The sequence below is a fragment of the Alistipes megaguti genome, from assembly GCF_944320325.1.
Lineage (GTDB): Bacteria > Bacteroidota > Bacteroidia > Bacteroidales > Rikenellaceae > Alistipes > Alistipes megaguti.
The window spans coordinates 92625-115312 of sequence record NZ_CALUHA010000001.1 but is presented as its reverse complement, the minus strand read 5'-3'; the positions used below and the strand labels follow the sequence as shown (position 1 = coordinate 115312).

Here is a 22688-nt window from a genome sequence, read left to right as displayed (position 1 = left end):
ACCGTTACAAAGCTACAAATGTTTTATCATCTTGCTCACCGTGAGTGCAAAATGTGTGAATACGATCGTCGGATTCCCGTTCTGCGCGATCTGCACCCCCGCCCGCTCGATCTCCGCAATCAGCGGCTCGATGTTCTGCGTCCCGACGAACGGCGCAAATTTCGAGCAGAAGGCCAGCTCCTCGCCCCACAGGTAGCCGATCTGAGGAATCCCCGCATGGAGCATGAAACTCTCCCGCAGCAGCCGCGCCGCATTGCGCAGAAAGCCCTGCTGCTGCTCGCGCGAGAGCTGCGCCACCTCCTCGGCCCAGCCGATCAGTTCGAGGTGTTTGTCGTTATAGCTCAGACGCATCAGACTGCAGAAGAGATCGAAATACTCCTTGCGCAGCGCGTCGTTCTCGCCCGCCACCAGGTGCCCCAGTTCGAGCACGTCGCCCCCCGCCAGCCGCGCCATATTGTGCGCCTGCTGCGGATCGCTCACCCCCCGCCGCCGAGCCTCGGCCTCGAGCACCTCCGGCGTGATGCGCGGCACGGACACCTCCTGCGTCCGCGAGAGAATCGTCGGAAGCAGCCGGTCGGGACGTTCGCTCACCAGAATGAAGAGCGTCCGCTCCCAAGGCTCCTCCAGAATCTTCAGAATCTTGTTCGCCGCCTCCTCGTTCATCGTCTCCGGCAGCCAGACCAGCATCGTCTTGTAGTCCGACTCGAAGCTCTTGAACGACAGCTTGCGAATGATTTCGTCCGCCTCACGCGCCGAGATCATCCCCTTGAGCGTCTTGCCCAGATCCAGCCGGTCGTACCACTCCTGCGGCGAAAAGTAACCCCGCCGCTCGGCGAACAGTTCGCGGAACTGCGGCAGAAACTCGTCGCTCAGCATCGCCTCGCCCGACTTCTTGCCTTGCCGGTTGACCGGAAAGACCAGGTGCAGATCCGGATGGGCCAGCGCCTCGATCTGCCGGCAGTCCGGGCATTCGCCACACGAGTCCCCGTCGTGGCGGTGGCGGCAGCAGAGGTACTGCACGTAGGCCACCGCCAAAGCCAGCGTCCCGTAGCCCGAGGCCCCGGTGAAGAGCTGCGCATGGCTCACCCGTCCGGCATCAACCGAGCGGGTCAGATGCCGTTTCAGATCCTCCTGTCCGATGATATCCGCAAAGCGCATCCCTTAACCCCGTTTCAGTACCGCGCGGAGCATGGCCCCCACGTCGATCCGCTCGCGACGGATCAGGTAGAGCCCGTACACCACAAAGATCACTATATTAAACGCATAGCCCGCAAACATATTGTCCACAAGGCGCGACATCGTCTCGCACAGCGCAAAGGCCGCCAGGGCCACGACGACATACTCCCAGATCCGTCCCCACGGATAGGGTGTCGGGAAGTAGCGGCGGTTGAGCCACCAGCTCACGGCAACCATCACCGATTCACTGGCCAGACGCGCCCAGGCCGCACCGTAGTAACCCCATCGCGGGATCAGGCCGAAGCCGAAGAGCGTCATGGCAACCAGTCCCGAACCCGTCACCACAATGGCCAGCGACGTCCGCTCCTCGCGTTTGTACCAGAACGAGAGGTTCAGCCACACGCCCGTCAGCACATTGGCCCCCAGCACCACCGGCAGGATGAAGATCCCTTCGCGGAAATCCCGCCCCACGATCAGCGCAAAGAGGTCGCGGAAGAGCGCGATGCCCAGAAAGATCACCATCGAGGCCATGACGTAGTATTTCAGCGCCGCGGCGTTCATCGCCACGAAGTCCGATTTCTTGAAGTTCGACAGGAAGAAAGGCTCCGCCGCCAGCCGGTACATCTGGTAGAAGAGCATCATCACCACGGCGATCTTCGTGATGGCGCCGTAGACCCCCAGCTGGGCCATCGAGCCCTCCGGAACGAGGTATTTGATCAGCTGGCGGTCGATGAACTCGTTGGCCGTGCCGGCCAGTCCCCCGACCAGCAGCGGCAGCGAATAGGCGAAAACCGCCGCCAGAAGCGTCCAGTTGATCCGCGGAACGGTGCGGTTCGTGGTCGTCAGGATCGCCAGCCACGTCACTACGCTCGCCGCCAGATTGGCCACGAAAACCCATCCCACGCCGAAATCCGTCCGGAAAAGCCCCGCCGCTCCGAATCCGAAGGCCAGCACCACGTTCAGCACCACGTTCAGCGCCTTCAACCCCACGAAGGTCATCGCCCGCCCCTGCTCGCGCAACCGCGAGAAGGGAATGCAGCCCCACACGTCGAAGAGGATGATCAGCGCCACCCAGACGACATACTCCGGATGGGCCACATAGGCCTCGCCCATGAGCGAGGCAACCCCTCCGCGAAAAAGCGTCATCAGAAGGAAGAAGACCGCCGCGGCCAGCGACGTGATGCCCCATGTCGTGGCGAAAAGACGCCGTTTGGCCCCCGCCACGTCACCCCCCGCCTCCTCGGCCTTGGCCGAAAAGCGGAAGTAGCTCGACTCCATGCCCATCGTCAGCAGCGTCAGCGCCAGCGGAATCAGCGCGTAGACGTCGGTGACGATTCCGTAGGTCTCCTGTCCGAACACCCGCGTATAGTAGGGCGTGAGCAGGTAGCTCAGGAAGCGCACCACGATGGTGCTGATGCCGTAGACGGCAGTCTGTTTGGCCAGTTTTTCGAGCATACTGAGGCTATATAGGCAGCAAAGATACAAATTTTAACCGGATTGCCCGCATCATTTCACCCTCTTTCATGGAAAGAGGGGCACAATCGGGCCACCACCGTCCGGAACAACACCGGAAGCACACCGCACAGCGCCGCACAACGGCCGGCAGACGAAAGAGATGAGTCGGGGAGGAGCGAGCCGGAACCGGACTGCATGAAGGCCGGACGTATGGCAACAGGACGGACTGAATGCGGGCCGAGGGGAAGGAGGGTAAAAAGACCGGGTACAGAAGACGGCGAGGGCCCAAGGAGAAACCGGAGAGAAAACCGGGGCAGGGGTCAGCACCGCCGGCAAAGGCATGCGACGTCGCCCGATCCGGCAACGTCGCCCGTAAGAAAACGCCTTACACGCACCTCCTCAGAGCCACTTCTTGTAGCGGAAGAACCAGATCGTCAGGATCGACGCGATGATCATCAGCGCGATGGCAAAAAGGTAACCCAGCGGAATGACCCAGCCGTTCGAAAGCGTCCACGTCCACTCCAGCTCGGGCATCGTCTTGAAGTTCATGCCGTAGATCGACGCGATGAGCGTCGCCGGCATGAAGATCACCGCAGCCACCGAGAAGATCTTCACAATGCCGTTCTGCTCGATGTTGATCAGACCCAGCGCCGCATCCTGGATGTAGTCCAAACGCTGGAAACTGAAGTCCGCATGGTTGATCAGCGAATTCACGTCCTTGATCATCAGCTGCAGACGCGGGTAGATATCGTTCGGAAAACGCTCCGAACGCAGAATGCCCGACAGCACCCGCTGCCGGTCGAAGATGTTCTCGCGCAACGACATCGTACTCTCCTGAAGGGCACTGATGCGGTGCAGTACCTCCTTGTCGATCGAATCCTCCGAGTTGATGTCCTTCGAAAGCGCCGCAACCTGTTTGGCAATCAGCTCCACCAGGTCGGCATCAAAGTCGATGCGCACCTCCAGCAGCGAGATGAACAGATGATAGCCCGTCGAGTAGCTCCGGTAGTTCATCTGAAGCCGCTTCTCCGTCTCGCGGAAGGTCCGGAACTCCGCATTGCGCACCGAAACCAGCACACCCTCGTTCGAGATGATGAACGAAACCGGTTCGACGATAAACGAATCACCCGTCGGGATGAAGAAATTCGCATTCGAGACGATCGAATTCTCGTTCTCCGAGTATTTCGACGTCGACTCGATCTCCTCGACCTGCTGCTTGGTCTGAAGGCTGATCTCCATGAAATTCTCGACCGCCTTCTGCTCCTTGATCGTGGGAGACAACATGTCGATCCACAGAATGTCGTCGTAACCCAACTCGTCGAAGAGCTTCGTATCCGCATTCCGGATGATCTTGTTGTATTGTTTGAGGTAGATGGTTATCATGTAAGGCTCTCTAATCGTTGACAGTTCGTGAATCCCTGGACAGAGAGGCGGACCCCGTGGCCCGCGCTAACCTCTTCAGCCCGGATTGGTCCTCGGGGCCACCTTCAGGCCCGAGTCCCAGAACTTCTTGAGCGCCTTGTCTTTCTGATTGTCAAAAATGTAGTCGAAATGGGCCAGCCCTTCGTAGGCACCCCCCGCATCATCGGCATAGGGCGATTCGAGAATGGCCTCATAACCCCGCTCCAGACCGTAGGTCAGCGCATACTGCAGCGCCTCGACCGTCTCGGGCTCCACCTCCGGATGGGCCACCCACAGTGCAAAGGCCATCGGAAGATGCGCGTAGGGTTTCCACGCCTCGACGAGCGGATCGTCGCTTCCGAGCAGGGCATCGAGCGACGCCGGAACTCCGCCGACACAATACTCCGTAACCAGACGCGCGCTTTTCAGCGTCGGGTAGGCCGCAGCGGGGATCAGAGCGATGTCGGCCTGGCGGTCGACGAAACGTTGGAGGGATTCGGAAGGGGTAGACAGCAACAATTCCGCACGAAGGTTACCCTCGTGTCGGATACCATAAATGAATGGCGTCGTGCTCAGGCACGACACAATGGCTATACGCGGAACTGTGACCATCATCCATAAGGTATATAATGTTGGTTCGTGAAACAAAGGTACGATAAAATTCCGGAAATTTTTCCATATTTTTTGGAAAAAGTGCGTTCTCCTCTTGACAAGGGGGTGGCCGGTGTCGTATATTTGTCCTGCAATTCACAGGTTGAGGCCTTCAGTCGGCAAGTTATAAACATGTGTCAATCCGCAATCCGCGAGATACTTGCCGCAAGTTATTCCAAATCATGAACAAATTGTAGACAACTTATTGACAGGTTGTCAACACAAAGGCCGTCGTTCGCTCCGGTGCCCCCGGACATACTGTCCGTTGCCCTCCGCCAAGCCGAATTTCCAACCCGCCGAGACTCCATCCGGACATCGTGCCGCCCGGACTTCCAGCCACTCCCGATCCGTATCCGGAAGCCCCTCAGAACCCTCAACAGACCCAGACAATTCCGAACCACTCCTCTAAAACCTTCATCCATGCAATTCTACAAGTATCCAGACGCGTACGCGCCCGTTGGAGCCGGGATACCGGCCATTTTCGGGCTTCAACTCGATGCGCCGGACAACATCGACCTCCGCATCCGCAAAACGGAGTCCAACCGACTCCTGGGCGGCAAACGCTTCGTCAATGTCTCCCAGGCCGACATCGACGTCGCCGCACGGATCCGGTCCGTCATGGCATTCACCCCCTCAACCGGCAAAACCGGCTTCAAATCAACGGACGGCCGCCTCATCCGGGCCTGTGTCGAGGCCCTGCACCCCGGCAGCGAGACCATCGAACTCACCTCCGAGACCCGGACCTTCATCCCCGGCGATCAAAGCGCCCAATCCTCCGGACTGCGAACCGCAATGCCCCTCAACCGGCTCATCCCGGCCGGCGAAGCCGACGAAATCTCCATCTTCAACAACAACTGCTGCACCGTCCTCGTCTCGGGATCCGGACGCGACTCGACCGTCGCCGAACAGTTCGAATCTTCGCAATACGGATGGCAGGTCTTCCGACTCAACACGGCCGATTTCCCCGACTGCGATACCATCACGGTCGACACGGGCATCGGTGAGAGCATCGTCTACACGGTGATCCCCGCCTCACAGAACGCCGTCAGACTCGCCTGGGAATCCCACACCGGAGCAATCGAACACTACTCCTTTCCCACGGTCCGCCAGACTTCGCTGCTCGTCGAAAAACTCCGCACCGAATCCCACGAAGGGTATCTGGTCACCGCCGCCGAAACCCTCCGCAAGACAACCATCGTCTCGGCCTTCGAACTCCCCGAAGTGCTGGAACCCCTTGCCGAACTCACCTCGGCCCGCAACGTCTGGGCCCTGAAGAGGGACATCTACACCCCGATCGACATCCTGACCGATGAGGTCGTCATCCAACAGCACGGTACACTCTGCGCTCTGGAGCTGGCCTTTCGTCCCAAAACCGCCTCGTCATGGAGCTGAAAATCGACGGACAGATCTGTGATCCGGGAACCGTCCCGATCGCCGTCCCCGGATATGCGGCCACGGAGGCCGAATCCATCGAGGCCGCCCGCGAAGGGCGCTCTCTGACGCTCAAAATACCCTTCTCTCCCCGCAACAACTCCCTGCTCGGTTGGGCCGACGATGCGCAGACCGCCTTCCGGTTCAACGACACGACCCACTCCGCCGAACTCTCCTACGAGGGGGCCCGGCTGATCGAAGGGTCGGTCCGACTCCTCTCCGTCGGAGACGACAGCTACGAAATCGAAATCCGCAGCGGAGGCGCCGACTGGGCCTCACAGGCCTCCTGGCGCCAGCTGGACGACCTGCCAATCGACTGGAAAGCCCAACTGACCCCCACGATGATCTGCCAGAGCTGGACGAACGACTCGCCCGTCAAGTTCTTCCCCGTCCACCACGACCAGTACGAGCAGCAGAACAGCTCCACCGACCTGCTCCCCGCCGAACGCTTCCTTGCCGTGGAGGATTACCACCCCTTCCTCCACGTCGCATCGCTCGTCGACGAGATCTTCGCCCAGTCCGGCTATCAGGTCAAAAGCCGGTTCCTGGAGTCCGACCTCTTCCGCTCGCTCTACATGAGCGGCGCCTACGCCACCCGGGACACCGCCGCCGCCGTCAACCGCATGGGGTTCGCCGCCCGAAGACTCGGTTCCGTCACCGCCGAGGCCAACGAGGTAGGACGCGTCGTGGCAAACCCCGACGCCATCGCCAACACCCTCGGCAATATCGTCGACACGGCCACCCCGCAGAGCATCGACGACGACGGCCTAGCCATCAGCGGCCTCTACAACAACGGAAACTGCTTCTCGACGGTCGACGGCAAGATCTGCTTCACGCCCCCTTCCGAAATCACCGTCGGATTCGAGTACTACCTCAAATATACCACCTATCACCGAATCCTCTCCCGGGATCGCCTCATCGGTTTCGACACCATCTACCTCGGATCCGGATCCGAATTCCAGTTCACGCTGGCAAACCGATACCAAGACCAACGCGACAATATCGCCAGGAACATCACCTACCGGGTAATCGTCTTTGACCACAAGGATGGTGCCCAATACCGGTTGACCCTGAATCGGGGCGTCGCTCAGGACACCCTCTGGACCACCTTCTCCGCACGAACGGTCGTAATCAACAGCCCCGCGACGGGACAGCTATCCAACCTCAAACTGTCCGTCTACGAAAATGGGCAGTGGGTCCCCTACACCGGAGACTGGGCTCTCTACAACGGATACATCGGCGAATACGGCACAACAACCGTCGAAGTCCGGCTCCGAAGCTCTCCGGAACAGGTATCGCCGACTTCTCCCAAGTATTTCAACCTCATCTACTTCGGCGGAGCCGAAGAGGAGATGAAGCTGACCCTGCACAAGGAGTGTTCGCTGCGGCCCGTCTTTCAACCCGGACCGGCGTTCGGCTCCTCGATCGACTTCACGGATGTCGCCCGCCACAACATCCGCCAGTCCGAACTGCTCGAGAGTCTCTTCCACCTCTTCAACCTGCGCTGTTACACCGAAGAGGAGACCCGCACCGTATGGATCGAACCCGAGGTCGACTTCTACGGCGCCGCGCCGGAGATCGACTGGAGCCGCCGCACCGACTTCTCACGCCCCGTCGTCCGCGAGCAGACCGCCCCCTCGGTCCACGAAAAACGGACCTGGAAATTCCTCGAAGGCGACGGCGCCGTCTCCCGGTTCAACTCCGAAGAGCAGACCACACTCGGCGCCTGGAGCTACGCATCCCCCTCGTGCGCCACGATGATGGGCGAGAAGACTCTCCGCAACCCGCTCTTCGCCCCGACGCTCAGCTCGACGGGACACTACCTGAACGCCCCCTCGGCCCGGCTGCTGCAGGTCGGGGACCGCGACGATGCCGAAGACGACGGCACGAACTTCACCCCGCGTATCGTCCGCTACGCCGGCGTCATTCCCCTGCCCGAGGACGAACGATGGGGATACCCCTCCGGACGCAACGAATATCCGCTGGCGGCATTCCTCTACCCCGGCGACGAATCGACCGAACCCTTCACCCTCGGATTCGAAGACCGCGACGGAGCCGAAGGTCTCCACCGGTACTACGACCGGCAGCTCCTGAGAGAGGCCATCGGCGAACGCGTCTCGCTCTGGATTCACATCGAACCCCATGAATTCGAGGAGCTGTTCTCACCCGGAGTCGGCGGACCCGACATCCGATCCATCTTCCGCATCGACACCGGCAAGGGCATCGTCCGCGCCATTCTCCGACAAATCGACGAATACGACCCCCGAAAAGCCTCGACCCGCTGCACCTTCGAACGCATCGACCAGTTATGACACGTCTCGACGAACAACTCTGCGAGGACCTCCTGCGCCAGGTGCGCGGCCTGACTCCCCGCCAGGCCGTCCTCGCGCTCTTCGAAAGCGGAATGATCGACCACCGCGCCTGCGAACGCCGCGCCATCCGCGACGAAATCGAACGGCTCGAACGGCAGGGCATGCCCCGCTGCGAAGCCTTCGAGGTGGTTGCCGACCGCTTCTGCTGCTCCTACGAAAAAGCTAGAAACGCCTTTTACCTCCTTTCCAAACACTGAAAATCATGAAATCGGAAATCCAAATCAACAACGCCGCCGACGTGTGCCAGATCGACATCGAGGGCACGATCGGCATCCCCGAAGAGTGGCAGTTCGAAGATCCCGACGCACGGGTCGCCACCTATGAACGATTCCGCGACGCCCTGCGGCGCATCACCGAAATCGACGCCCCGCAGGTCATCGTCAACATCCGCTCGACGGGCGGCGACGTCAACGATGCCCTGCTGATCCTCGACGCCCTGCGCCAGCTCTCCGCACGCATCGTCACCCGCTGCTACGGATACACCGCCTCGGCTGCCACGATCATCGCCCAAGCCGCCTCGGAGGGGTGCCGCGAAATCTCGGAGAATGCCCTCTACCTGATCCACAACGCAATCTGCTCGACCGAGGGCAACGCCGCCGAAATCGCCTCCGAGGTCGAGCTGCTCCAGCAGACCGACGCCCGCATCGCCGCCGTCTACGCCTCGCGATCGGGACGCCCGGCCGAGAAGTTTCTCGCGCTGATGGGCGAAAACAACGGAAACGGACGCTGGCTCTCGCCCGAGGAGGCGATCGCCGCAGGGCTGGCCGACCGGGTGATCGAACCCGCCCGGACGGGCTCCTCCCTGGCGCAGAACCTCTCGCGGGGCTGGCAGCGGCTGCTCTCCGAACTGGGCGTCCGATCCGCACCGAAACGCGTCGCCGACCGAAACATCCTCCACTCGCAGGCCGAACTCCAGGAGCTGCACCGCCGTTCGTCGATCGCCGCAGAGGAGACCCGCCGCCGGATCGGTCCGACCCGCGTACTGCCGGTCGAAGACCCCTCGTTCGGCGACACAATCCGCTCGGCCAACGAACGCGCCTATGCCGAGGATGCCCGATGTTTCCGGAACTGACCCCGGCACCGCCCCGCGAAATTGCAAAAAAACGGGTCCTGCGCCCGCAACCGAATCATAAACCCTCAAAAACAAACAAACACCATGACCTATCTTGAAAATTCGAAGCAGTACACCGGTACCGATCTCGAGAACATCTTCTTCCGCCCGATTCTGACCGGGCAGTCGGCCAAGGAGTTGGGCGTACGCGTCCTCTACAACATGCCGCACAACGCCCACGTCCAGCTCTGGGACGGCCAGCGGAACATCCTCCAGAAGTTCACCTCGGCCGGCTGGAGCGGCAGCACCGCACCGACCCGAACCGAAAAGGCCATCGACATGAAGCGCGTGAAGGCCGAACTCGGATTCTCGGCCGCCGACTACTTCTCGATGGTCTACGAGAAGATCTCGTCGATCGTCGACGTCAACATGGAGGACCTCTCCGGAACGATCCTCGAGCAGGCCGAAACCGAACTCTTCCGCCAGGCCCTGGCCGAAAACATCCGCGCCACGATGTGGGCCGGGGACTCCTCGGCCGACGATGGCTACAACACCTTCGACGGATTCCTCAAACTCGTCCAGGACGGCGCCACCTCCGGATCGATCGAGGACTTCACCTACTCGGAGGAGAACCTCGCCCAGAACAGCTACGTCACCGAAATCTTCGACCAGCTCTGGAACAGCGCCGATCCCCGCATCCGCGACCTCAAGGCCGACGGTCAGCTGGCCTACTTCGTCTCCTCGGACCTCTGCTACCTCTACGAGAAGTATCTCGACGAGAAGGGCGTCGATGCCGCCTACATCGACTCCGTGAACGGCCGTCCGCAACTGGCCTACCACGGCATCCCGGTCATCGACGTGAGAATGGACAGCTATCTGGCCGAAACGTCGCTCCACCAGTCGTTCGCCCTGCTCACCGACCGCCGCAACCTGGTCATGGCCGTCAATACGGCCGACATGCCCGGAAACGAGGTGCGCATGTGGTACAACCCCGACGAGATGGAGAACCGTCAGCGCGCGGTCTTCATGGCCGGCTGTCTGCTCCTCGACGAGAAGCTGATCGGCTACGCCTACAAACAGTAACAACCCACACGGAGCCTCCCCGCCGCCGGACCCGCCGGGACGGGGAGCCCCTCCGAAATCCGCAAATACGTCATGAGCAAACCGAAACACTTCAAAACCGCCGTGGGCGTCGCCAACCGGACGGATCCCTACGCCGTGCTGGGGTCGACACGCGTCGAAAACGACCACTTCTGGCGTTGGGGCGACGACAACCTCTTCCCACAGGCCCTGGCCCTGATGGCCCGCCGATCGACCACCCACCGCCGAATCATCAACGACAAGGCCGACTACATCTCCGGCAAGGGCGTCATCTGCGACGAAGCCCGCCAGCCCGCCCTGGCGGAGTTCATCGGCCGCGTCAACGGCTCGGGCGAAACCCTGCGGCAGATCCTCAACAAACTGGCCTTCGACAAGGCGTTGTTCGGAAACGCCTTCCTCGAGGTGGTCACCGATGCCGACCACTCGTTCCTCTCGCTCTACCACCAGGACGCCTCGCGCTGCCGCGTCGCCCGCGACTCGCAGCACATCCTCCTCCACCACAACTGGGCCGCCTTCAAACCCGCCGAGGCACGTTCCCTGCCCCTCTACCCGACGTTCGAACCCCAGCAGGACGGAACCCTGCGCGCCATGATCCACTACAAGGACTACGAACCCACGTTCGAACACTATGGCGTGCCGCCCTACATCGCCGGATTCGGCGTCTCGGCCATCGCCTACAAGACCGACCGATGGAACATCTCGCGGCTCGACAACTCGTTCCAGTTGTCGGGCGTCATGATGCTCGACTCGACGGTCGACAACGAGGCCGAGGCCGAACGCATCGTCCGCATGGCCGAGCGCAAGTTCGCCGGGAATCCCGGACAGGTGATGTTTGTCATCCGCGACGGAGGCGACGACGACAACTCGCGATTCATCCCCATCACCTCACAGAACGAGGGCGACTGGCAGGCACTGCACGAACAGGCCGTCGGCGACATCGTCGTGGCCCACTCCTGGTTCCGCACCCTGAGCGGACTGGACTACGCCTCAGGATTCAACGCCGAACGCATCCTCCACGAGTACGAAGTGGCCCTCAACACGGTGATTCTGGCCGAGCAGGCCGAACTCACCGAGCCGATCCGCAGCGTCATCGGCACGATTCTGGGGGCAGACACCTCGTCGCTGCAGATCGTCAACCGCCCGCCAACCCGCTCGAAGCCCATCTACATGAAGGTCTGGGAGGCCCGCAAGGCCGACGGTCTGGACTACGACCCGGAGGATCCCCGACAGCAGTACTACCTCTCCGAAATCACCAAATACAACGTCACCAGCATCGGCTGACGGATCGCCGGGCGGTGGCTGCCGGTTTCAACCGGCGGCCATCACCCGGTCCCTCGCACCGCAAACACCCCTTCACGCCATGAATACCCTCATCACCACCACCCAACTCCTGCAACAGGCCTTCGGAAGCGGCGAATACCTGCCGCCCGACACCTTCTCCGAGGCCGACATCGCCGCCGCCGAAGAGCGGTATCTTCTCCCCGTAATCGGCCCGGCACTCCACGAACGGCTCCTCGCCGGCGACTATGCCGACCTGCGCGACAGCTACCTCGCACGGCCGCTGGCCCTCTTCACGCGGCTGATGCTCCAACCGCGGCTCGACATCCGCACCGGGCAGTGCGGCACCTCGGCCCCGAAAAGTTCCTGGGGCCAGCCCGCCGACGAAGAGGCCCGGCGCCGCCAGTGCCGGGCGCTGCGTGCCGAAGCCCGTTCGCTGCTGCACCGGGCCGTCAGGTACCTCGACCGCCACCGCGAAGAGTTCCCCGAATACCGCCCCGAGCGGAACATCCTGAAACGCTGTACGACCGATGGAGGCTTTGTACAGATTCGTTAGCGGCATCGCGGCTGGAATTGCCGCGCTGTTCGCCCCGATCCAGCCGCTGGTCATCACGACGATGCTCTTCATCGGCGTGGACTTCCTCTCGGGGGTCTTCGCCGACCGGGCCGTCGCCCGGCGCGAAGGCCGGAAATGGTATTTTGAAAGCTGCAAGGCCTGGCGCACGGTCCTCAAGACGGCTCTCGTCCTGACGGCCATCGTCATGGCCTGGCTGATAGATCGCTGCGTGCTGGACTTCATGCAGCTCAATCTGGCCAAGCTCTTCACGGGATTCACCTGCGGCGTAGAGTTGTGGTCGTTCCTCGAGAATGCCGCCCAGCTCTCCGAAGCCCCGCTCTTCCGCTGGCTGCGCCGCTATGCCAAACGCCGGATGGAGAAAGAACTGCAAATCGACGAAAAAGAGGATGGCACGAGGACTCGATAACCGCAATCCCGGCAATATCCGCCGTTCGAAGGTCCGCTACCGGGGCGAGGTGCGTCCCTCGCGCGACCCCGACTTCAAGCAGTTCGAAACGCTGGCCTGGGGCTATCGGGCCATCTTCGTCCTGCTGGACACCTACCGCATCCGCTACGGGCTCGACACCATCCGCGGGATGATCTCCCGCTGGGCCCCGCCCTCGGAGAACCATACCGACCTCTACATCCGCGCCGTGGCCGCCGATACGGGCATCGACCCCGATGAGCCGCTCGACACGCGCGACGCCGGAACGATGATCCCGCTGGCGGCGGCCATCTCGCGCGTGGAGAACGGGGCCCCGGCCGACATACGGCAGGTGGCCGACGGATGGGAGCTTTTTCTGTCACCCGAATAACTTTTTTTCGTCTGTTTTGATTATCTTGCAGGTATGAAAATCGCCTGCCTGCTGGATCGGCTCAATCGGATGCCGATGGTCAAGCTCCTCGCACCCTTCGCCGCGGGGATTGCCTTGGCCGGAGTGTACGAACTGCCCCTGTGGTTTCTCGCAGGGGCTTTCGTCTGTACGGGCATCGTGGCTCTCCTCTTCCGTTCGGGAGCGGCCGCCGTGGCGATGCTCCTCACGTCGGGATTCGCCGCGGCACAACTCCGGGCTCCCGAAATTTCGGTCCCCCGGGAGGTGTACACCCTCTACGAAGTCGTCGTGGAGGGATTTCCCGTCGAACGGGAGCGCTATTCGGTCGCCGATGCCGCAGTCACGGCCTGGCGCGACCCGGCGAATGGCCATTGGCACGCTTCGGAGAGCCGGATCCGGCTCTATGCCGATTCGTTGATCCGGCTTCGGGACGGAGAGCGGATCCGCTGCCGGGGTCGTGTGAGGCCGTTCCAGGGCGGAGCCGAGAGCTACCGGCAGCTGATGGAACGGAGGGGCTATGCCGGAACGCTGTGGATCGGAGAACGGGCGATCTTCGACCGGGAGGAGCCCCGGGGTGCCTCCCTGCACCGCCGGGCTGTCGAACGTCTCGACCGTCTGCCGATGGCTCCCGAAGCCCGGGCCGTCGTCGAGGCGATGGCTGCGGGCGAACGGCGCGGAATCCCCGCCGAACTCCGCACTGTCTACTCCCGAAGCGGTTTTTCGCACCTGCTGGCCGTATCGGGGCTCCATACGGGGATTGTCTTCGTCGTGGTGAACGCCCTGCTCTGGTGGCTGCCCCTGCTGCGGCGCGGGCACCTCTGGAAGAACCTTCTCGCAGCGGCGGCCATCTGGCTCTTTGTCGCCGCGGCCGGATTCCCGCCCAGCGCCATACGGGCCGCCGTGATGTGCACCTTCCTCCAGGCCGCACTCGCCTCCGCGTCGGAGTATGTCGGAATGAATGCCCTGGCCCTGGCGGCCTTCGGGATGCTGCTCTGGAATCCCAACTGGATCGGCGACCTGAGTTTCCTGCTCTCGTTCCTCGCCGTCGCAGGGATTCTCCTCTGGGGTGTGCCCCTCTGCCGCAGGTGCCGGACCCGCCACCGATGGCTGAATGCCGTGAGCGACGCCTACGTGATCGGGTTGACGGCCACACTGGCTACGGCTCCGCTCGTCTCGCACACCTTCGGCATAGTTCCCTTGGCCGGGCTGGTCGTCAATCCGGTGGCCATCCTGCTGGCCGGGGTCGTGGTATTCGGCGGTGCGCTCTGGATGCTCCTGCCCGTCGGATGGCTTGCGCCGCTCTTCGGGCTGGTGACGGGCAAGGCCGCCGAAGCGGTCAACTTCCTGGCCCGGGCGACCGCCGCACTGCCCGGAGGCACAACCGACTATACGCTCGAAAAGGCTCCCACCATACTCCTCTATGCGGTTTTCCTTCTTGCAACGCTCGCCGCAGGGTGCCGGGAACCGAAAAAAAGCCTACCTTTGCGTCCGTAAAACAAACGCTTTCGACCCATGATCACCGCCGAGGAATACGACCTGCTCCGTAGCGACGAGCTCCGGCAAGCGATTGCCGCCGCCCGGGGCCGCGACCCGCTGGAGGTGGCGCTCGACCGGACGGTTCCCCATGCCCGGCTTGTCGCCACGCAGGTCAAGTACCTCGCACGCGCCGAACGCAAACTCCCGACGTATGCCGCCGCGCAGTGCATCCTGCCTCCGCGGGCCTTCGAACAGGCCTCGAGCGAAGCCGCGGCCGCCCACAAACGCATCGCGGGCGACACGGTGCTGGACCTCACCTGCGGACTGGGGGTCGATGCGCTCCATCTCGCCCGGCATTTCCGCCGCGTCGTGGCCCTCGAACGCGACCCGCTGCTGGCCCGCATCACCGCCGACAACCTTTCGAGAATGGGAGTTGCGAATATCGAGGTCGTAAACAGTTCGGCCGAGGAGTTTCTCGGCCGCGAAGGGTTGCATTTCGACTGGGTTTATGCCGATCCCGACCGCCGTTCGGCCGAAGGACGCAAGCAGGTGCGGCTCGAAGCCTGCTCGCCCGACATCGTGGCCCTGAAACCGGAGATCGACCGGATCGCGCCGCGGCTCTGCCTGAAAAACTCCCCGCTGTTCGATGTGGACGAGGCCCTGCGGCTCTTTCCCGGAAGCCGCGTGGAGGTCGTCTCGTCGGGCGACGAGTGCAAGGAGGTCGTGGTCTATGCCGACGGCTCGGGACCGCTCGTTACGGCCACGGCGCTCGGTACAGGGAGCTTCTCGGCCCGGCCCGGAGCCGCCGCGCCCGAAGCCCCGGCATTCGATCCGGCGCGTTACCACTGGTTGGTGGTCCCGGACGTCGCCCTCCAGAAAGCCCGCCTCACGCGCCTCCATCTGGCCGGGAAGGCCGACTGCTGGAGCGACCTCGGATTCGGATTCGCCGAAGAGGAGCCGCACGGCATCATCGGGCGCGTACTGCCCGTCGAGCGGATCGAGCCCTACGACCCGAAGCAGCTGAAGCGAGAACTGAAAGGCCGCGGCCTCGAACTCCTCAAACGCGACTTCCCGCTCCCGGCCGAGGAGCTCATGCGGCGCCTCGGCACCCGTCCCGGCGCCGACCTGCGGATGGCCTTCACGAAAATCGGGAACGATTTTTGGGCGATCCGCCTAAAATAGCTATCTTTGTCGAATAGCACCGCGATGGCGGACCGAGCCCATGATACTCCGAAAACTCTTCACCTACTTTACCGATACGATCTTCCGGGAGGACATCAACGAATGGCGCAATCCCGTCGTGCGGTGGCTCGTACAGCAATACCGGCTACTCTTCTACACGGCCCGCGGGCTGGTCGAGCACGGAACGCTGGTCCGCTCCGCAGCGCTCACCTTCTACACGCTCATGTCGCTCGTGCCGCTCCTGGCCCTGGTCTTCGCCGTGGTCAAGGGATTCGGCCTCGCCGACGGACTCGTCGAAAACCTCTACGAGCTCTTCCCTCAACACCCCGAAACCGTCGACTACATCGTCGGATTCGCCGAAAACGCCCTGGCCCGAACCCAGGGCGGCGTCGTGGCCGCCGTGGGCCTGGTGATGCTCTTCTGGGCCGTGATCCGCGTCTTTGGGTCGATCGAAAACGCCTTCAACAACATCTGGGAGGTCAAGGTCGAACGAAGCATCGCCCGTCAGTGGACCGACTACATCGCCGTGGTGATGATCGTCCCCGTGCTCTGGATCCTCGCCAATGCTGTCGGCAACTACATCGAGCAAGTCCTGGGCCTCTACGACAAGTGGTACTTCACGACCCTCTCCCGCCTGGCCTCGATGGTCGTCATCTGGACGATGTTCACCCTGCTCTACCTGATCATCCCCAACGCCCGGGTGCGGTTCCAGAGCGCCCTGATGGCCGGAATCGTCGCCGGGACCATCTTCCTGCTCTTCCAGTGGGGCTACGTCTACGTCCAGCGCTGGATGACCTCCTACAACGCCATCTACGGAAGTTTCGCCGCCCTGCCGCTCTTCCTCATCTGGATGCAGACCTCGTGGGAGATCCTCCTCTTCGGCGGCGAACTCTCGTTCGCCTACCAGAACATCAGCCGCTTCGCCGAGGAGCGCGAATCCCTCCGGATCAGCTACGACCAGCGCCGCAAGGTGCTCCTCGCGGTGATGATCCTCGTGGCGCGGAATTTTCGCGACCACGGAGGAACGCTCTCGACCGATACGATCCGCGAACGCCTCGGACTCCCGACCCGCATCGTCAATGACGTGCTCTTCCAGCTCGTGCAGGCCGGGCAGCTGATCGCCGTGCGCAGCGGCGACGGCGAACGCGACGTGGCCTTCACCCCGGCGCATGACCTTGCGTCGACGACCGTCTATGGCATTCTGGAAGCCGTCGAACGGACGGGGCAGGCCACACTCGACCTCGGGCAGACCCCCGAACTGGCCCGGATGAACCAGGAGGTGGAGAGCCTCAAAGAGGAGGTCCGCCATTCATCGAACAATGCCCGGTTGAGCGACCTGCTATGAATCCCGAAACACACCCCATGAAACGCATCGTCATCATCGGAAGCGGCAATCTGGCGGAGGCCCTGGCCCGCGCCGTCGCCGCCAGCAGTCTCGAAGCCGTACAGATCTGGGCCCGGAACCCGGAGCGCGGCCCCGCCGTAGCCCGCATCGCCGGATGCGGATGGAGCGACGACCCCGCCGGACTCGACCGCACGGCCGACCTCTATCTGATCGCCGTGAGCGACCGCGCCGTGGCCGAGGTGGCCTCCGCGCTCCCGATCCCCGCATCGGCCGCCGTGGCCCACACCGCCGGAAGCGTACCGCTGGAAACCATCCCCGAGCGTTTCGCGCACCGCGCGGTCTTCTACCCGATGCAGACCTTCACGAAGGGACGCCCGGTGGATTTCTCCGAGATTCCGGTTTTTCTCGAAACCGCGGATCCCGGATTCCGGGCCGAACTCGAATCCCTCGCCCGCGAACTCTCCCGCACGGTGCTCTGGGCCGACTCGGCGCAACGCGCCCGGGTACACCTCGCGGCGGTCTTCGCCTGCAACTTCGCCAACCACATGTACGCCCTCGGCGAGGAGACGGTGCGCCGCGCCGGACTCGACTTCGGGGTGCTCAAACCCCTGATCGCCGAGACCGCGGCCAAAGCCTGCGACGCCCGCTCGCCGCGCGACGTGCAGACGGGCCCCGCCGTGCGCAACGACACCGTCACACAGGAGCGGCACCTCGCCCTGCTCGACGGCGATCCCACCTTACAGGAGATCTATACCCAAATCAGCGAAAACATATGGCAAACTTCAAGGAAGAGATAGCACGCTGCCGGACCTTCATCTTCGATGTCGACGGCGTGATGACCGACGGCGGGATCATCCCGACCGTCGACGGTGACTTCATCCGCCGCTACAACGCCAAGGACGGCTATGCCCTGGCCTACGCCATCAAACTGGGCTACCGTGTCTGCATCATCACCGGAGGACGCGGCAAGACGCTCGAGCACCGGCTCCGGATGCTCGGGATCCGCCACTACTACGTCGACTGCATGGACAAGATCGCGGCGCTGCACGAATACCTCCGGAACGAGGGAGTGGCGCCCTCCGACGTGATCTACATGGGCGACGACATCCCCGACCTGGAGTGTATGCGCGAAGTAGGGATTCCGGTCTGCCCGTCGGATGCCGCCGCCGAGGTGATCGAGGCTTCGCGCTATGTCTCGGAGTTCAAAGGGGGCGAAGGTGCCGTGCGCGACATCATCGAACAGGTGCTCCGGACCCACGGCGACTGGGCGCGCGATTCGCACGGCGTGACCCCCTCGTCGCTGGCCGCCTCGTGCTGACCGATCCCGTGCCGACCGATCCGTCGACCGCCTAAAAGCCCCGGCCCGAAATACGACCGACCCCGGAATATACGGCTGTAATCAGTCACAAAAAAAGATCCCGAACGCGAAGTTCGGGATCTTTTCATTTCAGCATGCGCGGCCGTTAGGGCAGTGAAACCGATACCCACTGGGGAGCCTTGTTCATCTCCAGGTCGTTGCCGTTCGCGGTGTGGTCCTTGATGGTGGTACCCTGCCCCTCGTTGAAGCGCCAGTAGGCCACCAGACCCTCCGATGCGGGATCGACGTAGTAGAAGTGGTTCGCAGCCTTGAAGTCGGCCGGCGAGAGGACCTTGTTCCAGATGCGCACCTCGCACATCTTGCCCTTCAGGCCACGCTCCGCACTGTAGGAGTAACCCACCCAGAAGAGGCGGTTGTAGTCCGAATCGGGATAGGCGCGCGGCGAGCCGAAGCTGGCCGACGACATCGACGAGATGCGGCCCGAACCATACGATGCACCGTTGACATAAAGCGTCACCTGACCCTGATCGAAGGTAGCGGCGAGGTGAATCCACTGGCCCTGCATCATGAACGGAATCAGCTCAAACTGGGCGATCACGGCGCCGTCGCGGTGAGCCACCTCAAGCATGTTGTTTCTGACGTTCTGGCCGTCGCCCAGACGCAGCAGGAAGTAGTTCTCGACACCCATGATGGTGGTAATCTCCTTGATTGACTTGAAGTCGGCGATATTCACCATGGCCTCCATGGTGAACTGCGAGAGGTTGTTCAGCACCGAGGGGTTCTTCCACTCCGTGGGACCGGCCCAGTTGTCCTCCATGTTGACCACCCATTCGATCAGCGCCTGGGTCTTCTGCGTCACCTTGACAACCAGTTCGGCATCGCCGCCCTTGAAGGTGATCGTACCCTCGCGGCGCTCGCCCGACGCTTCGATCATGAAGCGCTCCATGTCACCCTGACGTCCGCTGTAGGTGATCCAGCTGTCGGAGGGCTGCACCTCGTAGGTGACGTTGGCCGTCACGGGAATCTCCAGCTGACCGCCCTCCAGACCGATGTTCAGCTCCGTCTGCGGGGTCGAGATGTTGTCCTTCTGAGCCTGCGAAACCTGGATCTCGACAACCGGAGTATCGTGCGTACCCTTGATGGTGATCGTTGCCGTGCGGCCCTCGAAGGTCGTGTTCTCGGCCGCCGTGAAGTACATCTTGGCACCCTTGTCACCCTCGCCGGCCAGCGTGATGTCGTACGTCAGCCACGACTGCGCCTCGGACGAAATCGTGTAGGTCAGATCGCGGTACGAATCGCTCGAATCGAGCACCACCTCGATCTGCTTGCCGGCCTGCGGCACCGACACCTCCTTCTCGGAGGTCAGCGTCAGGAAATAGTCCGTGGCCTTGCACGTCACGGGCAGCTCGAAGGTCTGCTTGCCGACCGTAAAGGTGAACTTGGTCGAGAGGGCCTCGAGCGACTCGTTGGCCTTGACCTGGAAGACCACCTTGTCACCATCCTTGCCCTTCAGGGGCGAAGCCTCGACCCAGTCGGCCTGGCCCGTGAGCTCCCAGTCGCCCGACGAGGTGACCGTCACCTCGAAGCGGCCGCCTTCCGACTCGGCATCGATGCTCTTCGGGAAGACCGAAATCTTATCCTCGACGGGCTTCTCCTCGGCCTTGGCACACGTCACCTTAAAGGCAGCCGTCGCCTTGCCCACCGTGAAGGTAAATTCACCCTTGAGCTCCTCCTGGGTGGTATTGGGCTGTACGGTGAACTTCACCACGTCGCCGTCCTTACCCTTGCGGGGCGTGGCATTGACCCAGTCGTAGTCGCCCGTGAGGGTCCATTCGCCCGACGAGGTGACGATCACCTCGGTCGTACCGCCCTCGCTCGTGAACGATTCGCTCTCGGGAGCGATCGAGACCTTGTCGACTACAGGAGGCGTATTGACGCTGTTATCCTCCTTCTTGCAACCGCTGAACACCATCAGAGCCGCAGCAAAAAGCAAAAATTTCTTCATTTTATCGGTTTTTGGGGAAGACGGCCCTCCGCACCTCGCGTGCGGAGGCCGTCAAAGGTTGGTTTTAAAGGGAATGTGTCGGATCAGAATTCGTAGCGCGTGGGGTCGTAACCGCCGACGTCACCGCCCGGGGTCACCTTCTTGTAGTAGCCCGTCGGCTCGACGAGATCCATGCCGTAGAGGCCGTCGGCCGCCTCCTTGAAGGCGCGAACCGAACCCTCCTTGTTCTCGATGTTCGACGTGGGGCTCGGATCGAAGGCGAACCACATGAACCATCCGTAGCCCTTCTCCTTGGCACCGTAGGCTGCGCTGACGTTGCCGCGGTTGAGGTTCAGCTCGATCGACTGGGCGGCGCAGCTGCTCTTGTCCATGCCGGAGTAGGCGAAGGCGGCACCGACCGGATAGTCGGCCACGGTGATGTCGATGAACGAACCGGGATTCTGGCCCTTGTAGGCGGGCAGCGACTGGGAGAAGGTCCCGTACTGGTAGGTGCAGACGTAGGTATCCCAGTTGCACTTCTCCTTCATAGCCATCTTCAGCTCGTAGGCCAGACGCGACGCGGCCGTCGTGGAGTTTCCGGCGAAGCAGGCCGACGAACCCGAACCTTCGGTGTACTCGTCATCGAGAGCCACACCGTCGAGCTGATACTGCTTGATGGCGTTGGCCACGTCGCTGGCATACATCTTGGCGCCGTAATCCGTCAGGTTGGCCACACCGGCCGGCGTATGGTCGCCCAGCAGGCCCAGCAGCACCTTGATGCCGGCCTTGCGCAGCGGCTGCAGATAGACCTCCGAACCGTCGAGCAGCGCCTGTACGTTGGGGTTGTTGTGCAGGTAGACCTCATCCGACATGGCGTTCCAGCGGATGTTGGCCGAGAAGAGCACCACGGCGTCGAAGAACATCGAACCATCCTTGAGACGATACTCCAGCGCATTGAGCGGGTTGGTGCTGTTGACCTCGAAGAAGAGGATGTTCTTCACCTCCTTCTTGCACTGGCGCGAGAAAAAGTAGTTGACCCGCACATCGTCGCCCGACAGCGAGACATTGCCCGTCTTGGCCCGCACGGTGAGCGGAAGCATGTACTCGACGTTGTTGCGCAGCGCCTCGCGGTTGTCGGTCTTGACCGTCACGGTGATGTCGTTCGAAGCCGTCTTGCCGGCTTGGATCGTCACGCTGCCGCCCTCGACCGAGACCTCCGACGCGGGATAGGCCACGTAGTTGGTGCGGTGGATGAAGTTGTACTCGGCCACGTAAGCCTCGTCGGCCACGATCTCCACCTGAACCTCCTTCTCGGCGGCTTCGGCCAGTTCGAAACGGACCGTCTTCTTCAGAGCGTCCATCGTGGTGATGGTCGTCGAGAGTTCATCGCCGGAGGTGTTCTTCAGCAAGCCCTTGACACCCTCCTCGACCGTACCGTCACCGGCTTCCTGCAGCACGTTGATGTAGACGGTCTGAGCCGAGCCGGCCGAGATCTCGATGCGGCCCGAGCGGGTGCTGGTCGTGGGGTTTGCCTCGGCCGAGAGCGTCAGTTTGTCACCCTCCTTCGTGGCCTGGATCCACTCCGGAACCTCATAGGCCCACGACTCGGCGTTGGTCGTGACGGTCAGCACCACAGGTTCGTTGCCCGAGGCCTTGAAGGTGATGTCGTCGGTCGGATCGACGCTCAGCGCATCGGGATCCTCCGGAGCGCGCTTGTCCTGCGTCACGCTGATCGTCACAGCCTGGGCCGTGCCGGCCGTGATCTCGATACGGCCCGAACGCGAGCCGTCCGTCGGATTGTCCTTGGCCGAGAGCGTCAGCGTGGTCCCCTCCTGTTTGGCTTCGATCCACTCCGGGGCGGTGAAGCTCCACGACGAAGCATCGGTCTTCACGCTCAGCGTCACGGGGGTGTTGCCCGAGGCCTTGAACTGGATGGTCGACGACGGGGTCACCTCCAGCGTGTTGATCTTGTCGACATTTTCATCGCTCTTGCACGAGGTGAAGATTCCGGTCAGACCGATCACCGTCAGAAGCAACAGCCATAATGATCTCTTTTTCATTGCAGTTTTTGATTATAA

The 22688-nt window shown here is 62.4% G+C and carries 20 protein-coding genes; 14 read left to right on the top strand and 6 right to left on the bottom strand.

Annotated elements, in window-relative coordinates:
• Window positions 1-12 precede the first annotated feature (12 nt).
• The 4 genes from PUQ42_RS00460 to PUQ42_RS00445 all read right to left on the bottom strand — a co-directional run bounded on the left by PUQ42_RS00460 (window position 13) and on the right by PUQ42_RS00445 (window position 4647).
• Window positions 13-1158: a DNA polymerase III subunit gene (locus PUQ42_RS00460; RefSeq protein WP_087311555.1), complete on the bottom strand. Its 1146-nt coding sequence runs from the start codon at window positions 1156-1158 to the stop codon at window positions 13-15.
• Window positions 1159-1161: 3 nt separating this feature from the next.
• Window positions 1162-2631: an oligosaccharide flippase family protein gene (locus tag PUQ42_RS00455; protein ID WP_087404558.1), complete on the bottom strand. Its 1470-nt coding sequence runs from the start codon at window positions 2629-2631 to the stop codon at window positions 1162-1164.
• Window positions 2632-3030: 399 nt separating this feature from the next.
• Entirely contained in the window at window positions 3031-4014 is a 984-nt protein-coding gene (locus PUQ42_RS00450; RefSeq protein ID WP_087311551.1) for a magnesium transporter CorA family protein, read from the bottom strand.
• A gap of 75 nt (window positions 4015-4089) precedes the next feature.
• Window positions 4090-4647, bottom strand: a complete 558-nt coding sequence (locus tag PUQ42_RS00445) for an MqnA/MqnD/SBP family protein (RefSeq protein ID WP_273369873.1) — start codon at window positions 4645-4647, stop codon at window positions 4090-4092.
• A gap of 456 nt (window positions 4648-5103) precedes the next feature.
• Between PUQ42_RS00445 and PUQ42_RS00440 the strand changes: the two genes are divergently transcribed.
• From PUQ42_RS00440 to PUQ42_RS00375, 14 genes are all read left to right on the top strand, one after another.
• A complete protein-coding gene (locus PUQ42_RS00440) occupies window positions 5104-6075 on the top strand; it encodes a hypothetical protein (protein ID WP_122119982.1) in 972 nt (323 codons plus the stop codon).
• Complete coding sequence (locus tag PUQ42_RS00435) at window positions 6066-8426, top strand: hypothetical protein (protein WP_273369872.1); 2361 nt, start codon at window positions 6066-6068, stop codon at window positions 8424-8426. The genes PUQ42_RS00440 and PUQ42_RS00435 overlap by 10 nt, the downstream gene beginning before the upstream one ends.
• Window positions 8423-8683 (top strand): hypothetical protein, encoded by a 261-nt coding sequence (locus tag PUQ42_RS00430; RefSeq protein ID WP_273369870.1) that lies wholly within the window; start codon window positions 8423-8425, stop codon window positions 8681-8683. The genes PUQ42_RS00435 and PUQ42_RS00430 overlap by 4 nt, the downstream gene beginning before the upstream one ends.
• Window positions 8684-8688: 5 nt before the next feature.
• Window positions 8689-9558: a Clp protease ClpP gene (locus PUQ42_RS00425; protein WP_273369869.1), complete on the top strand. Its 870-nt coding sequence runs from the start codon at window positions 8689-8691 to the stop codon at window positions 9556-9558.
• A gap of 84 nt (window positions 9559-9642) precedes the next feature.
• On the top strand, window positions 9643-10620 hold the full coding sequence (locus PUQ42_RS00420) for a hypothetical protein (RefSeq protein WP_087311539.1): 978 nt from the start codon (window positions 9643-9645) through the stop codon (window positions 10618-10620).
• A 72-nt stretch (window positions 10621-10692) separates the two neighbouring features.
• The gene (locus tag PUQ42_RS00415) at window positions 10693-11919 is read left to right on the top strand and encodes a phage portal protein (RefSeq protein WP_122119985.1); all 1227 of its coding nucleotides are present in this window, start codon (window positions 10693-10695) and stop codon (window positions 11917-11919) included.
• Window positions 11920-11998: 79 nt separating this feature from the next.
• The gene (locus tag PUQ42_RS00410; protein WP_087311535.1) at window positions 11999-12472 is read left to right on the top strand and encodes a DUF6712 family protein; all 474 of its coding nucleotides are present in this window, start codon (window positions 11999-12001) and stop codon (window positions 12470-12472) included.
• A complete protein-coding gene (locus PUQ42_RS00405; protein WP_273369866.1) occupies window positions 12447-12899 on the top strand; it encodes a phage holin family protein in 453 nt (150 codons plus the stop codon). The genes PUQ42_RS00410 and PUQ42_RS00405 overlap by 26 nt, the downstream gene beginning before the upstream one ends.
• Window positions 12880-13287 (top strand): structural protein P5, encoded by a 408-nt coding sequence (locus tag PUQ42_RS00400; RefSeq protein ID WP_122119988.1) that lies wholly within the window; start codon window positions 12880-12882, stop codon window positions 13285-13287. The genes PUQ42_RS00405 and PUQ42_RS00400 overlap by 20 nt, the downstream gene beginning before the upstream one ends.
• 33 nt (window positions 13288-13320) lie before the next feature.
• A complete protein-coding gene (locus PUQ42_RS00395; RefSeq protein ID WP_273369865.1) occupies window positions 13321-14799 on the top strand; it encodes a ComEC/Rec2 family competence protein in 1479 nt (492 codons plus the stop codon).
• Window positions 14800-14817: 18 nt separating this feature from the next.
• Entirely contained in the window at window positions 14818-15963 is a 1146-nt protein-coding gene (locus PUQ42_RS00390) for a THUMP-like domain-containing protein (RefSeq protein ID WP_273369864.1), read from the top strand.
• Between the two features lie 40 nt (window positions 15964-16003).
• A complete protein-coding gene (locus PUQ42_RS00385; RefSeq protein WP_273369863.1) occupies window positions 16004-17308 on the top strand; it encodes a YhjD/YihY/BrkB family envelope integrity protein in 1305 nt (434 codons plus the stop codon).
• A 17-nt stretch (window positions 17309-17325) separates the two neighbouring features.
• The gene (locus PUQ42_RS00380; RefSeq protein ID WP_273369862.1) at window positions 17326-18105 is read left to right on the top strand and encodes a Rossmann-like and DUF2520 domain-containing protein; all 780 of its coding nucleotides are present in this window, start codon (window positions 17326-17328) and stop codon (window positions 18103-18105) included.
• Window positions 18081-18626 (top strand): KdsC family phosphatase, encoded by a 546-nt coding sequence (locus tag PUQ42_RS00375; protein WP_273369860.1) that lies wholly within the window; start codon window positions 18081-18083, stop codon window positions 18624-18626. Before PUQ42_RS00380 ends, PUQ42_RS00375 begins: the two co-directional genes overlap by 25 nt.
• Before the next feature lie 145 nt (window positions 18627-18771).
• Here PUQ42_RS00375 and PUQ42_RS00370 read toward each other — a convergent pair whose 3' ends face one another.
• Together PUQ42_RS00370 and PUQ42_RS00365 are read right to left on the bottom strand one after the other, a co-directional pair.
• Window positions 18772-20631 (bottom strand): BACON domain-containing protein, encoded by a 1860-nt coding sequence (locus tag PUQ42_RS00370; protein WP_273369859.1) that lies wholly within the window; start codon window positions 20629-20631, stop codon window positions 18772-18774.
• Window positions 20632-20714: 83 nt separating this feature from the next.
• A complete protein-coding gene (locus tag PUQ42_RS00365) occupies window positions 20715-22670 on the bottom strand; it encodes a BT_3987 domain-containing protein (protein WP_273369857.1) in 1956 nt (651 codons plus the stop codon).
• Between the last annotated feature and the right edge of the window lie 18 nt (window positions 22671-22688).

What these genes read in the sequence shown, in the direction of transcription:
- PUQ42_RS00460 (WP_087311555.1), bottom strand. Translation starts at nt 1,158, where the DNA reads ATGCGCTTTGCGGATATCATCGGACAGGAGGATCTGAAACGGCATCTG.
- PUQ42_RS00455 (WP_087404558.1), bottom strand. Translation starts at nt 2,631, where the DNA reads ATGCTCGAAAAACTGGCCAAACAGACTGCCGTCTACGGCATCAGCACC.
- PUQ42_RS00450 (WP_087311551.1), bottom strand. Translation starts at nt 4,014, where the DNA reads ATGATAACCATCTACCTCAAACAATACAACAAGATCATCCGGAATGCG.
- PUQ42_RS00445 (WP_273369873.1), bottom strand. Translation starts at nt 4,647, where the DNA reads ATGATGGTCACAGTTCCGCGTATAGCCATTGTGTCGTGCCTGAGCACG.
- PUQ42_RS00440 (WP_122119982.1), top strand. Translation starts at nt 5,104, where the DNA reads ATGCAATTCTACAAGTATCCAGACGCGTACGCGCCCGTTGGAGCCGGG.
- PUQ42_RS00435 (WP_273369872.1), top strand. Translation starts at nt 6,066, where the DNA reads ATGGAGCTGAAAATCGACGGACAGATCTGTGATCCGGGAACCGTCCCG.
- PUQ42_RS00430 (WP_273369870.1), top strand. Translation starts at nt 8,423, where the DNA reads ATGACACGTCTCGACGAACAACTCTGCGAGGACCTCCTGCGCCAGGTG.
- PUQ42_RS00425 (WP_273369869.1), top strand. Translation starts at nt 8,689, where the DNA reads ATGAAATCGGAAATCCAAATCAACAACGCCGCCGACGTGTGCCAGATC.
- PUQ42_RS00420 (WP_087311539.1), top strand. Translation starts at nt 9,643, where the DNA reads ATGACCTATCTTGAAAATTCGAAGCAGTACACCGGTACCGATCTCGAG.
- PUQ42_RS00415 (WP_122119985.1), top strand. Translation starts at nt 10,693, where the DNA reads ATGAGCAAACCGAAACACTTCAAAACCGCCGTGGGCGTCGCCAACCGG.
- PUQ42_RS00410 (WP_087311535.1), top strand. Translation starts at nt 11,999, where the DNA reads ATGAATACCCTCATCACCACCACCCAACTCCTGCAACAGGCCTTCGGA.
- PUQ42_RS00405 (WP_273369866.1), top strand. Translation starts at nt 12,447, where the DNA reads ATGGAGGCTTTGTACAGATTCGTTAGCGGCATCGCGGCTGGAATTGCC.
- PUQ42_RS00400 (WP_122119988.1), top strand. Translation starts at nt 12,880, where the DNA reads ATGGCACGAGGACTCGATAACCGCAATCCCGGCAATATCCGCCGTTCG.
- PUQ42_RS00395 (WP_273369865.1), top strand. Translation starts at nt 13,321, where the DNA reads ATGAAAATCGCCTGCCTGCTGGATCGGCTCAATCGGATGCCGATGGTC.
- PUQ42_RS00390 (WP_273369864.1), top strand. Translation starts at nt 14,818, where the DNA reads ATGATCACCGCCGAGGAATACGACCTGCTCCGTAGCGACGAGCTCCGG.
- PUQ42_RS00385 (WP_273369863.1), top strand. Translation starts at nt 16,004, where the DNA reads ATGATACTCCGAAAACTCTTCACCTACTTTACCGATACGATCTTCCGG.
- PUQ42_RS00380 (WP_273369862.1), top strand. Translation starts at nt 17,326, where the DNA reads ATGAAACGCATCGTCATCATCGGAAGCGGCAATCTGGCGGAGGCCCTG.
- PUQ42_RS00375 (WP_273369860.1), top strand. Translation starts at nt 18,081, where the DNA reads ATGGCAAACTTCAAGGAAGAGATAGCACGCTGCCGGACCTTCATCTTC.
- PUQ42_RS00370 (WP_273369859.1), bottom strand. Translation starts at nt 20,631, where the DNA reads ATGAAGAAATTTTTGCTTTTTGCTGCGGCTCTGATGGTGTTCAGCGGT.
- PUQ42_RS00365 (WP_273369857.1), bottom strand. Translation starts at nt 22,670, where the DNA reads ATGAAAAAGAGATCATTATGGCTGTTGCTTCTGACGGTGATCGGTCTG.